Origin of the sequence: Pseudomonas putida (assembly GCF_028682175.1) — a bacterium.
GTDB classification, from domain to species: domain Bacteria; phylum Pseudomonadota; class Gammaproteobacteria; order Pseudomonadales; family Pseudomonadaceae; genus Aquipseudomonas; species Aquipseudomonas putida_AD.
The window spans coordinates 33,932-47,830 of sequence record NZ_JANHKS010000027.1 but is presented as its reverse complement, the minus strand read 5'-3'; the positions used below and the strand labels follow the sequence as shown (position 1 = coordinate 47,830).

General features: G+C 60.9%; 11 protein-coding genes and 1 tRNA gene. 3 read left to right on the top strand and 9 right to left on the bottom strand.

The genetic code is table 11. The features are described from left to right. Positions 1–2: 2 nt before the first annotated feature. The 5 genes from cysW to dibA all read right to left on the bottom strand — a co-directional run bounded on the left by cysW (position 3) and on the right by dibA (position 5,326). Positions 3–875 carry a sulfate ABC transporter permease subunit CysW gene (gene cysW / locus NPS29_RS18405; protein ID WP_274134172.1) on the bottom strand — a complete coding sequence of 291 codons (873 nt, stop codon included), beginning with the start codon at positions 873–875 and terminating at the stop codon, positions 3–5. A gap of 13 nt (positions 876–888) precedes the next feature. Then, a complete protein-coding gene (gene cysT / locus NPS29_RS18400; protein WP_274134171.1) occupies positions 889–1,710 on the bottom strand; it encodes a sulfate ABC transporter permease subunit CysT in 822 nt (273 codons plus the stop codon). Positions 1,711–1,873: 163 nt separating this feature from the next. Beyond that, positions 1,874–2,884, bottom strand: coding sequence for a sulfate ABC transporter substrate-binding protein (locus NPS29_RS18395; RefSeq protein ID WP_274134170.1), 1,011 nt, complete (start codon positions 2,882–2,884; stop codon positions 1,874–1,876). 68 nt (positions 2,885–2,952) lie between these two features. Further along, positions 2,953–3,135 carry a sulfur starvation response protein OscA gene (gene oscA / locus NPS29_RS18390; protein ID WP_274134169.1) on the bottom strand — a complete coding sequence of 61 codons (183 nt, stop codon included), beginning with the start codon at positions 3,133–3,135 and terminating at the stop codon, positions 2,953–2,955. 268 nt (positions 3,136–3,403) lie between these two features. Continuing rightward, a complete protein-coding gene (dibA, locus tag NPS29_RS18385; protein WP_274134168.1) occupies positions 3,404–5,326 on the bottom strand; it encodes a phosphodiesterase DibA in 1,923 nt (640 codons plus the stop codon). Positions 5,327–5,503: 177 nt separating this feature from the next. Between dibA and desA the strand changes: the two genes are divergently transcribed. Both desA and NPS29_RS18375 read left to right on the top strand, forming a co-directional pair. Further along, positions 5,504–6,688 (top strand): delta-9 fatty acid desaturase DesA, encoded by a 1,185-nt coding sequence (desA, locus tag NPS29_RS18380; RefSeq protein WP_274134167.1) that lies wholly within the window; start codon positions 5,504–5,506, stop codon positions 6,686–6,688. 139 nt (positions 6,689–6,827) lie between these two features. After that, positions 6,828–7,799, top strand: coding sequence for a GGDEF domain-containing protein (locus NPS29_RS18375; protein ID WP_274134166.1), 972 nt, complete (start codon positions 6,828–6,830; stop codon positions 7,797–7,799). A gap of 119 nt (positions 7,800–7,918) precedes the next feature. On the opposite strand, the gene NPS29_RS18370 is transcribed toward NPS29_RS18375, so the two are convergent. From NPS29_RS18370 to gabD, 3 genes are all read right to left on the bottom strand, one after another. Further along, positions 7,919–9,142, bottom strand: coding sequence for an HDOD domain-containing protein (locus NPS29_RS18370; protein ID WP_274134165.1), 1,224 nt, complete (start codon positions 9,140–9,142; stop codon positions 7,919–7,921). Positions 9,143–9,296: 154 nt separating this feature from the next. Further along, the gene (gene gabT, locus NPS29_RS18365; RefSeq protein ID WP_274134164.1) at positions 9,297–10,580 is read right to left on the bottom strand and encodes a 4-aminobutyrate--2-oxoglutarate transaminase; all 1,284 of its coding nucleotides are present in this window, start codon (positions 10,578–10,580) and stop codon (positions 9,297–9,299) included. A 289-nt stretch (positions 10,581–10,869) separates the two neighbouring features. Beyond that, positions 10,870–12,312: an NADP-dependent succinate-semialdehyde dehydrogenase gene (gabD, locus tag NPS29_RS18360; protein WP_274134163.1), complete on the bottom strand. Its 1,443-nt coding sequence runs from the start codon at positions 12,310–12,312 to the stop codon at positions 10,870–10,872. A gap of 337 nt (positions 12,313–12,649) precedes the next feature. On the opposite strand from gabD, the gene NPS29_RS18355 reads away from it, so the two are divergent. Beyond that, positions 12,650–12,726 (top strand) — tRNA-Arg (locus tag NPS29_RS18355). A gap of 176 nt (positions 12,727–12,902) precedes the next feature. On the opposite strand, the gene NPS29_RS18350 is transcribed toward NPS29_RS18355, so the two are convergent. Continuing rightward, entirely contained in the window at positions 12,903–13,625 is a 723-nt protein-coding gene (locus NPS29_RS18350; protein ID WP_274134162.1) for a DUF4431 domain-containing protein, read from the bottom strand. Positions 13,626–13,899: the final 274 nt, after the last annotated feature.

Sequence of the window (13,899 nt, the reverse complement as noted above, 5' to 3'; positions counted from 1 at the left end):
AATTATTCCTCCGCCGCGCTTTGGCGCAGACGGCTAATGCGCGCTTCGCTCCACTGCTTGAGCAGCAGGATGAACAGCGCAAGGATCAATAACAGGCTCGCCACGGCAAATGCAGCCACGTGGTTGTACTCGTTGTAGAGAATCTCGACATGCAGCGGCAGGGTGTTGGTCACGCCGCGAATGTGGCCGGAAACCACCGACACCGCGCCGAACTCACCCATGGCCCGCGCGGTACAGAGCACCACGCCGTAGATCAGGCCCCATTTGATGTTCGGCACGGTGACGTGCCAGAACATCTGCCAGCCATTGGCGCCCAGCAGTCGCGCTGCCTCTTCTTCCTGCGTGCCCTGCTCCTGCATCAGCGGGATCAGCTCACGGGCCACGAACGGCACGGTGACGAAGATGGTCGCCAGCACGATGCCCGGCAGCGCGAAGACGATCTGGATGTCGTGATCCTGCAGCCAGGGGCCGAACACGCCACGGGCGCCGAACATCAGGATGTAGACCAGACCGGCGATCACCGGCGACACCGAAAACGGCAGGTCGATCAGCGTCACCAGGAGGGCCTTGCCACGGAACGAGTACTTGCTCACGCACCAGGCCGCCGCCACGCCGAACACCACGTTCAAGGGCACGGAAATCAGCACCGCGTAGATCGTCAGCTTCAGGGCCGACAGTGCGTCCGGCTCAAGGATCGCGGTGAAGAATCCGCCCAGGCCGTTCTTCAGGCCCTGGCTGACCACCACCACCAATGGCAACAACAGAAACAATGCAAAGACCAGCCAGCCAAGGCCGATCAGGATGCGCCGCGACACCGCACTGCCACGACGGGCAGCGTTGGCGGAGGAAGCGGCGATAAGCGATGGACCAGACATAACGTGCGCCTCCTCAGTTAGGGGTTTCGATGCGTCGCTGCAACAGGTTGATCAGCAGCAGCAGGATAAACGACACCACCAGCATCATCACACCGATGGCTGTTGCGCCGGCGTAGTCGTACTGATCGAGCTTGACCATGATCAGCAGCGGCAGGATCTCGGTTTTCATCGGCATGTTGCCGGCAATGAAAATCACCGAGCCGTACTCACCCACGCCCCGGGCGAAGGCCAGCGCAAAGCCGGTCAGCCAGGCGGGCAGCAGGGCCGGAACCAGGATGTAGCGGAACACCTGCAGCGGCCGGGCGCCCAGGCAGGCGGCAGCCTCTTCGACTTCACGGGGAATGTCCGCCAATACCGGCTGCACGGTACGCACCACGAACGGCATGGTGACAAAAGTCAGCGCCAGGGTGATGCCCAGGGGGGTGTAGGCGATCTTGATACCCAGGTCAGTCGCGAATTGCCCCACAAGGCCCGTCGGCGTGTACAGCGCGGTCAGCGCGATACCGGCAACGGCGGTGGGCAATGCGAACGGCAGGTCGATCATCGCGTCGATGATCTTGCGTCCCGGGAAGGTGTAGCGCACCAGCACCCAAGCCAGCAGCGTACCGATGATGCCGTTGATGATCGCCGCGAAGAACGCCGTGCCGAAGCTCAGCTTGAGCGCGGCCAGCACCCGTGGCGCGGTGACGATGTTCCAGAACTGGGCAGCGCTCAGCTGGGAGGCGTGGATGAACATGACCGCAAGCGGTATCAGCACAATCAGGCTGAGGTACACCAAGGTGTAACCCAGCGTCAGCCCGAAGCCGGGTATGACGGGGGATATGCGTCGAGACATAAGTGTCCTTGGTTGATACAGGTTACCCGGAGCGAGTCCGGGTAGGTTTTTTCAAGTTCCTGTAGGAGTGAGCTTGCTCGCGATGGCGTCGTGTCAGTCAAAACATTGGATACAGACAAATCACAATCGCGAGCAAGCTCACTCCTACAGGGGCCGCAGCGTATTACTGCGGTACGTAGATCTGATCGAACACGCCGCCGTCGTCGAAGAATTTAGGCTGCGCCGACTTCCAGCCGCCGAAATCCTTGTCGATGGTCACCAGGTCCAGTTTCGGGAACTGCTTCTCGTACTTGGCCGCCACTTCCTTGTCACGCGGACGGTAGAAGTTCTTCGCCGCGATCTCCTGGCCCTCCTTGCTGTACAGGTGCTTGAGGTATTCGGTGGCGATTTCGGTGTTGCCTTTCTTCTCGGCGTTCTTGTCGACGACCGCCACAGGTGGCTCGGCCAGGATAGACAGCGAAGGCACGACGATATCGAACTTGTCGGCGCCGCCGTCTTCTTTCAGCGACAGGAATGCTTCGTTTTCCCAGGCCAGCAGCACGTCGCCCAGGTTGTTCTGCACGAAGCTGATGGTAGCGCCGCGAGCACCGGTGTCCAGCACTGGAACGTGCTTGAACAGCTCGGTGATATAGGCCTTGGCCTTGGCTTCGTCACCGTTGTTGGCCTTCAGGCCGTAGGCGTAGGCGGCCAGGAAGTTCCAGCGGGCGCCACCCGAGGTTTTCGGGTTTGGCGTGATGACCGAAACGTCTTTCTTGACCAGGTCACCCCAGTCCTTGATGCCTTTCGGGTTGCCCTTGCGCACCAGGAACACGATGGTCGAGGTGTACGGGGTGCTGGCGTCCGGCAGGCGTTTTTGCCAGTCGGCGGGCAGCGATTTGCCCAGTTTGGAGATTTCGTCGATGTCGCCGGCCAGCGCCAGGGTCACCACGTCGGCAGGCGAGCCGTCGATCACCGAACGGCCCTGTTTGCCCGAACCGCCGTGGGACTGGTTGATCTTGACCGTGTCGCCTGGGTGGGCCTTGGTCCAGTAGTTGATGAATTCGGCGTTGTAGTCCTGGTACAGCTCACGCGTCGGGTCGTAGGACACGTTCAACAGCTGGTAATCCTTGGCAACGGCGGATCCGGCAAACACGGCACTGGCCAGAGCAGCCAGCGCGTAACGGCGAATGGACATGAATCAAGCTCCTGGAAATCGGTGTTGTTGGCGTTTTTCTAGTTTTTGGTGAAGCTTTTTTCCGTTAATCAGCCCTGCTGTTTGCCCGGGTTCTGCAAACGGAATTTTTCCTTGCGCTCGATCTGCACCACCTGTGCGTTGTGCACGGTGATTTCCACCGCGCCGAAGCGCAGATCGCGCAGCGCGCTTTGAATTTCACGCAGAATGCTTTGTTCGTCCTGACCGTCGACGCTGCGAAGAGATGCGCTCATTGTCGTGCTCCTGAAAATGAAGTGCCCGCAGCGTCGTGGGAAGGCAGCTGCTTGTGGCGTAGGAGCGATATTAGAGAGGAGCGGTTATTCTTAAAAATACTATTTAAGAATGCAGATATAACCAAAATGAATTTACGCAATATTCAATGCACTCACCCCCTGTGGGAGCGAGCTTGCTCGCGAAGGGGCCGGTACAGACATTGCAACTGTGACGACCGAAATATCGTCTTCGCGAGCAAGCTCGCTCCCACAGGTTGACCATCGCCGGTCAGGCGGTGGCGAATACCGGTGCATGCTCCCAGTCGATCTGCTCGGCTGGCACCGGGCGGGCGAACCAGTACCCCTGGCCCAACTCGCACTGGTTATGCAACAGGAACGCCGCCTGATCGGCCTGCTCGATGCCTTCGGCCAGCACCCGCATGCCCATGGCTTTGGCCAGCGCGATGATCGCGCGAACGATGGCGATGTCGTCATCGTCCCCCGGCAGGCCCGCCACGAACCCCTGGTCGATCTTGAGCTTCTGCACCGGCATGCGCTTGAGGCGCAGCATCGACGAATACCCGGTGCCGAAATCATCGATGGACAGCTTCAGCCCCAGCTCACGCAACCGGTGCATCTGCTCAATGGCCTGCTCGGGGTCGTCCATGACCGCGCTCTCGGTCACTTCAAGCTCCAGGAACTCAGGCGCCAGCCCCGTTTCGGCCAGCACCTGGGCAACGCGAGTGTCCAGGTCACCGCGCCCGAACAGCCGGCTCGACACGTTGACCGCCACGAACGACAGCCCGACTCCCGCCTCATGCCACAGGCACATCTGCCGACACGCCTGGGTCAGCACCCAGTTGTCGATGTCGGCGATCAGGCCGCTCTGCTCGGCCACCGGAATGAACTCCCCCGGCGATACCATCCCGCGCTGCGGATGGCACCAGCGCACAAGCGCCTCGACGCCTTCGATACGGCGGGTCTTGAGGTTATGGATCGGCTGGTAGAACACCCGCAACTCGTCCAGCTCGATGGCCCGCCGCAATTCAGCCGTCAGCTCCAGCCGGCGCTGGGCGTGCGCGGTGAGTTCTTCGGCGTACAGCGCGTAGCCTTCGCGGCCCTGACTCTTGGCCTGGAACAGCGCCGTGTCGGCATTGCGCAGCAGTTGCGCGGCGTTCATCGCATCGTTTGGAAACAGGCTGATGCCGATGCTGGCCGTCAGAAACAGCGTCTGTTCAGCGATGACAAACGGCTCACGCAGCCCGTCCAGCAGCGCCTGCGCCAGCTCCACCACATGCACGGACTGCCTCGGCCCCTCCACCAGCACTGCAAACTCATCGCCGCCAAGCCTGGCCAGCGTCGCGCCCTTGTCCACCAGCCGGACCAGCCGTTCGCTGACCGCCTTGAGCACCTCGTCGCCGGTGTTGTGGCCCAGGCTGTCGTTGATGTGTTTGAAGTGGTCCAGATCGATCAGCAGCAGCCCCAACGACTGCTTGCTGCGCCGGGCATGGGTGTGCGCCTGCTCGGCACGGTCCGAGAACAGCAGACGGTTGGGCAGGCCGGTCAGTGCGTCGTAATGCGCCGCATGGGCCAGTTCCTGCTGGGAATGCTTGATCGAGGAAATATCGGAAAAGACTGCAACGAAATGTGTGATCGCGCCCTGATCGTTCTTGACGGTGCGAATGCTCTGCCACTGCGGGTAGATTTCACCGCTCTTGCGCCGGTTCCAGATTTCGCCGCTCCATTGCCCTGCACTCAGCACAGTCTTGTACATGCGCTCGTAGAAATCGGGGCCGTGGCGCCCGGACTTGAACTTGCTGGGCCGCTGGCCGAGCACTTCGTCCTGCTGGTAGCCGGTGATTTCCATGAACGCCCGGTTGACGTGGACAATCACCCCGTCGGCGTCGGTGACCAGCACCCCTTCCAGCGTGCAGTCGAACACCGCCGCGGCCAGCCGCAGGCTTTGCATGTCCTTGTCCTGGCGGGCGCGGCTTCTTGCGCTCATCAGCCCCGACAACCGCGCGCGGGCGAGGAAAATGCACAGCGCACTGAGCGCCAGCCAGCCATAACCGCTCATCAGTTGGGCACGGGCGAGCTGAATCGAATCATCGATCAGAAGGGGGAGCAGGTAGTCGCTGAACGCTAGCCAGAAAATCGACAGCAGCCCATACAACAGTGCGGTTTTGAGCGCATCACGGGTAATAGTCGACATGGAAAAGCCAAAGCCATACGAAATAAACGGATTATAGAGGAAGAAACATCCTGCGACGCTTTACGAAATCGCCGACTGGTTTTCTCTGCTGGCTAAGTGATAATGCGCGCTGCCGCATCGGGTCGGTCCATCGCCGCCCGCCATCTGTTCGCGTTACAACCGAGGGCATTTCAGCCTATGTGGAACAACGGTCTGCTCGACCTTTCCGTCTGGCAATTGGTCGCAGTCATTCTGGCAATGACCCACGTCACCATCGTCGGCGTCACGGTCTATCTTCATCGCTATTCAGCTCACCGCTCGCTGGAACTCAACGCCGGCCTCAAGCACTTTTTCCGTTTCTGGCTGTGGCTGACCACGGCGCAGAATACCCGCGAGTGGACGGCCGTCCACCGCAAGCACCACGCCAAATGCGAAACCGCAGACGACCCCCACAGCCCGGTGGTCAAGGGCCTGTCGACCGTTCTGCGCAAGGGCGCGGAGCTGTATCGCAGCGAAGCCGAGAACCCTGAAACGCTGCGCATCTACGGCAAGAACTGCCCCGAAGACTGGATCGAACGCAACCTGTATTCGCGCTACCCGAAACTGGGCATCGCGATCATGGCGGTCCTGGACCTGGCGCTGTTCGGCGTCATCGGCATCACGGTCTGGGCGATCCAGATGATCTGGATCCCGCTGTGGGCCGCCGGCGTGGTCAACGGCCTGGGCCATGCCGTGGGGTATCGCAACTTCGAATGCCGTGACGCAGCGACCAACCTGCTGCCGTGGGGCATCCTGATCGGCGGTGAAGAACTGCACAACAACCACCACACCTACCCCAACTCCGCCAAGCTTTCGGTCAAGCGCTGGGAGTTCGACATGGGCTGGGCGTGGATCAAGCTGTTCTGCTGGCTGCGCCTGGCCAAGGTGCAGCGGGTCGCCCCAATCGCGCACCGCGTCGAGGGCAAGGGCCATGTGGACATGGACACCGCCATGGCGATCCTCAACAACCGGTTCCAGATCATGGCCCAGTACCGCAAGCTGGTGATCGCGCCGCTGGTCAAACAGGAACTGGCCAAGGCCGACGCCTCGGTTCGCCACCAGTTCCGCCGCGCCAAACGCCTGCTGTCCCGGGAAACCAGCCTGCTGGATGACAAGCATCAGTTGCACATCCAGACCATGCTCGAGCACAGCCAGGCGTTGAAGGTGATCTACGAAAAACGCCTGGCGCTGCAACAGATCTGGGCCCGCACCAGCAGCAACGGCCACGACATGCTGGCCGCCATCAAGGACTGGGTACACGAAGCCGAAGCCAGCGGCATCCAGTCCCTGCGCGACTTCGCCGATCAGCTCAAGACCTACTCGCTACGCCCTTCTCACGCCTAGGCCGTTAATCAGCGCGTGCTCCATGAGCACGCGCTCGTCGGAACTTAGTGCCACTATGCCCATCTCATTAGCACCTTCGCACTATGCTGTGTGACATGTTGTGGCTGTGCGCCGCACCTTATTCTGAGATGCAGTGCTCATGGACAACTCGACATCCTCGATCGAAACACCCGCAACAGCAGAAACCCTGCTGGCATTGATGCACGCCCAGGCCGAAGTGGCACGCCTGAGCGAGCGGGAACAGCTTTTCAGCTCTCTTCTGGTCAGCGTCAACGCCGTACTCTGGGCGTTCGACTGGCAAACTCAGCGCATGATCTACGTAAGCCCCGCGTACGAGCGTATTTTCGGTCGCTCCGCAGGGCTGCTGCTGGCCGACTTCGGCGAGTGGCGCGACAGTATCTACCCCGACGACCTGGACTACGCCGAGCGCAGCTTGAGTGAAGTGCTGGAAAAGGGCTCCATCGAAGATCGCGAGTACCGCATCATCCGCGCCGACGGCCAGGTGCGCTGGCTCAGTGACAAATGCTTCGTCAGCCATCAGGCCGGCCAGCGCCTGACCGTGGTCGGCATCGCCGAAGACATCACCGAGAAGAAACAGCTCGAAGACGAGCTTCAACGCCTGGCCACCACCGACGTCCTCACCCAGAGCAGCAACCGTCGTCACTTCTTCGAGTGCGCGCAACGCGAGTTCGAACAGGCCCGCCTGCAGGGCACGCCGATGGCGTTTCTGCTGCTGGACGTGGATGACTTCAAGCTGGTCAATGACACCTACGGGCATCAGGAAGGCGACGTGGTGCTGCAACGCATTGCCGAATGCGGTCGCAAGACGTTACGACGCGGCGACCTGTTCGGGCGGATTGGCGGCGAGGAGTTCGCGGCGGTGTTCCCTGGCTGCGCACCGGACATGGCCAAGCAGATCGCCGAGCGTCTGCAACGGGAAATCCAGCGCCTGGTGTTCACCCGTGACGACAAGAGCTTCGGCATCACGGCAAGCCAGGGCCTGACCAATCTCGGCAAACAGGACCAGAGCCTGGAAGCCCTGTTCGCCCGCTCCGATGCGGCGATGTACCAGGCCAAGCGTCAGGGCAAGAATCAGATTGTGTTGGTGTAATTCCCGGCGCACACCTGCCCGTAGCAGCACGGCTTGCCGGCGGGAGCGGCGTGTCAGTCACTACATCGATCACTGACACTCCGCCCCCGCCGGCAAGCCGTGCTGCTACGGATCGGATTTCACGCCACCAGCTTGTTCCGCACCCGCTCAAGATCCGTCGCATTGACCTTCAGCAGCCGCGCCGATTTGCTCTTGGCCAGCGCCTCCAGCGGATCTTCCAGCCCCAGCCGCCCCATTTGCCCAGCCAGGTTCATCGCCAACACCTCCCGGGTATAGACCCCGGTGTTGTACTGATAAACCGCCGCAATCAACTCACGCAGCTCCAGCGGCAAGCGCCAGCGGGTGCGCAAGGCCGAGCCGAACGCGGCGGAATACTGCTCAAGGGCACGGGCGATGGTGGTTTCGTCCAGCGTGCCGCCGGCCTGCAACCACTCCTGCAGACAACGCACCACGGACAAGTCCCCCAGGCTTCTGAGCAATCCGGCGCAATAACAACGCTCGTGGTTCAAATCCAGCGTGCGCGCCAGGATGCGCGCATAACCTGCGGTGCGCCGCGAGACATCCCAGATCTGGCTGGCCTGCAGGATGAGATTGGCGTCCGTGAGGATCGCGCCGCGCTTGAGTGCCAGCCCCTGAACCAGATTCGCGCTTTGGGTGGCGCCCAACGTGGTCAGCGCCTGGCCGAGGGTCTGCTGCGGTTTGCCCTGGTGCTGCGAAGCGCTGTTGGATGCAGCAATCAGCACAGCCGTGACATGCGGGTCCTCGATCAGCTCGTGTTCCAGCAGCTTGAGATCGACGCCGGCGGCATTACGGCTGCGCGTCAGCACTTCTCGCACATCGACGTACAACGGCCCGCCATCGGCCAACTCGCGACGCTTTTCCAGAAATGCATCCAGCCCCACGCCCGGTGCCAGTGCCGGCACTTCGCAGGCCACGTGGGCGCCATCGCGCAGCAACAGGTTTTCCAGCCGCTGACGCAGGTTGTCGATATTCAGGGGTTTGGTCAGGTACGCCGTGGGCGCCAGTTGCACGGCCTCGCGCACACTGGCGCTGTCATTGCGGCTGCTGAGCAGAATGAAGCGTACGGGCGTCTGGCGTTTGAGCATCCGCACGCCACGCAGCAGGCTCAGGCCATCCACGCCGGGCAGCTCGCGGGAGGCGATCACCAGGTCAGGAATGAACCCGCGCATGAGGTCCACAGCCTGCTTTCCATCCGGGCACACATCCAGTTGTGCATCGCAACGCACATTCAGCACCAACTCACTGAGCATCTCACGGGCCCAGGGATCGGCTTCGGCGATCAACACACGGGGAACGGAAGGCGCCTCTACAACGGTCATCATGACTCTCCGGCATCCAGTCTTCGTACATTAGTCAAAGACTGGCGTGGGAGACAGGCCGAAAGCAAAATTTCTGACGTCAATAAACGAAAAAACCTGCCGAAGCAGGTTTTTTCTGACGAACAGGTCACATTTTCAACAATGCGCCCTTCTGGCATCAGCCGATTTCAGCGAAGCACTCTTCGATGATTTTCAGGCCCTTATCCAGTTGCTCGTCTGGCGAGGTCAGCGGAACCAGCACGCGCAGCACGTTACCGTAGGTGCCGCACGACAGCAGGATCAGACCCTTCTCGCGCGCCTTGGCGACCACGGAAGCCACGGCAGCGGCGTTTGGCTTGTGGGTGTCACCGTTCTCGAAGCACTCGACGGCGATCATCGCGCCCAGGGCACGCACTTCACCGATCACGCCCGGGTGCTTGGCCTGAATGGCCTTCAGACCGGTCACCAGGTGCTCGCCGACAGCCTTGCAGCGGTCCAGCAGGTGTTCTTCTTCGAACACTTCCATCACCGCCAGGGCCGCCGCGCACGCGATCGGGCTACCGGCGTAGGTGCCGCCCAGGCCGCCTGGAGCGATGGCGTCCATGTATTCGGCCTTGCCGCAGACACCGGCCAGCGGGAAGCCGCCAGCGATGGACTTGGCGAAAGTGGTCAGGTCGGCGGCAACGCCCATCTGTTCCATGGCGAAGAACGTGCCGGTACGGCCAGCGCCAGTCTGCACTTCGTCAGCGATCAGCAGGATGCCGTGCTTGTCGCACAGTTCGCGCAGGCGAGCCATGAAGGCTTTCGGCGCGACGTAGAAACCACCTTCGCCCTGCACAGGCTCGATGATGATCGCAGCGATGTCTTTAGGCTCGGCGTCGTTCTTGAAGATGCGCTCGATACTGGCGATGGAGTCATCAACGCTTACACCGTGCAGCTCGTTCGGGTACAAGGCGCGGAAGATGCCGCCTGGCATCAGGCCCATGCCGGCCGAGTAAGGCACGACTTTACCGGTCAGACCCAGGGTCATCATGGTGCGGCCGTGGTAAGCGCCGGTGAACGCGATAACGCCAGCACGGCCAGTGGCAGCGCGAGCGATCTTGACGGCGTTTTCAACCGCTTCGGAACCGGTGGTGACCAGCAGGGTTTTCTTGTCGAAGTTGCCTGGAACCTTGGCGTTCACTTTTTCGCACAGCTCGACATACGGCTCGTACGCCAGCACCTGGAAGCAGGTGTGGGTCAGCTTGGTCAGTTGCTCTTGAACGGCCGCAACGATTTTCGGGTGCAGGTGACCGGTGTTCAGTACCGCGATACCGCCTGCGAAGTCGATGAACTCACGACCTTCAACGTCGGTAACGGTAGCGTTCTTCGCGGACTCGGCGAAGATCGGGTGAATTTGACCAACGCCACGTGGTACAGCGGCTTCGCGGCGTTTCATCAGGGATGCGTTGGTTTTGCTCATGATTTCCTCATTCACCGCTCATCGGGCGGCGTGGTTCAAGGATCAAGCGGCGGGGTCAACAGCGGCAGCATACGATGATCGACTGCCGCAGCCTCCCGGCCACCAAATGGGTGGGTGCTACAAATACCCGCGCAACGTCGCTCTCGCGCTGCGCGGGTTAGAACTTCTCATTGAAGCGTCGCGAGCGACGGTCAGGCAAGGCGGCAAGGTTCGAAAAAAACGGAGTTGGCTGTAGCCAATGAGTATTTTTTCGAACCTTGCCAACGCAGCCTCACCGAGCGCAGCAGCTTCAAACGCTAAGGCAGAGGTATTTGATTTCCAGATAGTCCTCAATGCCGTACTTGGAACCTTCACGGCCCAGGCCCGAAGCCTTCACGCCACCGAACGGCGCGACTTCGTTGGAGATCAGGCCGGTGTTGATACCCACCATGCCGTACTCCAGCGCCTCGGCCACGCGGAACACGCGGCTCATGTTCTGCGCGTAGAAGTACGACGCCAGACCGAACTCGGTGTCGTTGGCCATCGCGATCACTTCAGCTTCGTCTTTGAAGCGGAACAGCGGCGCCAGCGGGCCGAAGGTTTCTTCCTTGGCCACGGCCGCATCCTTGGACACGTTCACCAGAATAGTCGGTTCGAAGAAGTTGCCTTCCAGGCTGTTGCCGCCGCTCAGCACTTTCGCGCCTTTGCCCAGCGCATCAGCGATGTGTTCCTTGACCTTGGCGACCGCTTTTTCGTCGATCAGCGGGCCAGTAGTGGTGCCATCGGCCAGGCCGTCGCCGACCTTCAGCTTGGCGACCGCCGCCTGCAGTTTCTCGGCGAACGCGTCGTAGACCGAATCCTGAACATAGATGCGGTTGGCGCAGACGCACGTCTGGCCGTTGTTGCGGTACTTGGAGATGATCGCGCCTTCGACGGCCTTATCCAGGTCCGCGTCGTCGAACACGATGAACGGCGCGTTGCCGCCCAACTCCAGCGAGACCTTCTTGATGTCGTGGGCACATTCGGCCATCAGCTGACGACCAATCTCGGTCGAACCAGTGAACGACAGCTTGCGCACGATCGGGTTGCTGGTCAGCTCGGTGCCGATGTCGCCAGCGCTGCCGGTCACGACACTGAACACGCCAGCAGGGATGCCAGCGCGCTCGGCCAGTTCAGCCAGCGCCAGCGCGGAGTAAGGGGTTTGCGAAGCAGGTTTCAGAACCATGGTGCAACCGGCAGCCAGCGCAGGGCCGGCTTTACGGGTGATCATCGCAGCCGGGAAGTTCCACGGGGTGATCGCAGCGGTCACGCCGATTGGCTGCTTCAGCACGATCAGACGCTTGTCCGGCTGGTGGCCAGGAATCACGTCGCCATACACGCGCTTGGCTTCTTCGGAGAACCACTCGATGAACGACGCAGCGTAAGCAATCTCGCCCTTGGCTTCGGCCAGCGGCTTGCCCTGCTCCAGCGTCATCAGACGGCCCAGGTCATCCTGGTTTTCCAGCATCAGCTCGAACCAGCGACGCAGCTTGGCGCCACGTTCTTTGGCAGTCAGCGCACGCCAGGCCGGCAGCGCCTTGTCGGCAGCTTCGATCGCACGGCGGGTTTCGGCCGCGCCCATCTTCGGCACAGTACCCAGAATCTCGTTGTTCGACGGGTTGTTGACCTTGATGGTCTGGCCACTGTCGGCATCGGCCCAGGCGCCATTGATGTACGCCTGCTGGCGGAACAACTTCGAATCTTTGAGCTGCATGTCGGCCTCCTAAACAGCACCGCGCAGGGCGGGGCGAATTATTGATTGTTCAAAGGCGCCTCTATCAAGAGGCTGCCGTCAGGAAAACTGCCGCTGGCCCCTGCGCATCTCGCGGACAGCAGGGCGAGCGAATGGGAGCGTTTGAAATCTCAAACGAATCCTAGGTTCAACAGCAGCAAAGGACAATAGGGTGTTCGAAAAAAAGAACGCACGCCGTCGCATTGGCAAAAAACTCTGGTCGACGCTGCTTACAACATCCGGAAACGTACGAAATCGACAACAGTCACTCGCCAGCATGGACGCACGCAGGCCAGATGAGTATCATGGCGCCCGCATTGCACCTGTAGCTCAGCTGGATAGAGTACTGCCCTCCGAAGGCAGGGGTCGTGGGTTCGAATCCCGCCAGGTGCGCCATTTTTGATTCCAGTGCGTGCGAGATGTTCTGTGAATCCGCTGTGTATAAAAAGCCCGCCGATGTGCGGGCTTTTTTGTGGGTGGGGGTTTGGTGTGTACGCGGTTACATACTGAGTCTATCCGTAGAGGCAAATTACGGTTTTCATCCCTCCCGGTGATTCGCCACGCAGCGTCTCCTACTCCGCATCCCCCAACCCCAACAAAACCTGCGCCTGATCCAGCCACACCACCAGCGGCTTGCCGCCATTGCCCGCAACCTCCGCACGCACCCACCCGCCATTCGCTATAGACGTCACGCTGACCGGGGTGCCTTGGGCGATGAACTGGCGTTTGTCGCTGCACGTCGGGTTGGGCGCCTGATAGATCCACGCCCTGCCCCCAATGACTTTGCCCTGCAACGACGGCGTGTAGGTTTCTTCGTGCATGCCGACTTTCTGGTTCAGCAGTTCGCAGTCCACAGGCGCAGCCTTCATGCCGCTGACCAGTTGCACCTGCTGCATCAACACCTGGGTGTGGTGGAAGCCCGTCACGGCACCGAATAGCGTGCCGTTGAGCACCACCGGCTGGTCCAGATAGGGGCGCAGGTTGTCGTAGTCGGTGGCCTGGAGTACCAGTTGCACCAGTGTTTCGTTGTCTTCGACGCTGATGTCGGCCTCGTTCTGGTTGCCGGTCATGCACAGGGGCTCGGAGAGCGACAGGTAGAAACCAACTTGCGGTTCGTCACCAGTGACCACGTCTTCGAAACCTGGCGGGCCGGGGAAGACCTGGCGCGTCAGGGTGCCGCTCAAGGTTGCATCTGCGGGCTCGTATTGATTGCATTCGCTTGCATGCGCGAGGGCAAAAGGCCAGAAGCAAAGGGCGAGCATCAGCAGGTAATAAAGGCGGGAGATGACAGTCATGAGGGTGGTGTCCGGCAATAAGCGAGTATTCATGCTGGTAGGTTAGAGAACTCTTCGATGGCTGCCAGTTTTCATGATGAAGGTTGTCACGCTGAGACTGATCGGCTGGCTAATACAAACCCCGACAATGCACTCACAATTTGCTTCGCATCCCTTATGTGACGCGCCCTCCAGCCTTCTGGATGCACAGCGTTTTGGTGAGTGTGAATGGGGGAGGTCAAAAAACGCATATGGCACCATCGCCGACCAACCTGAAGCCAAAGCCGCATTGACC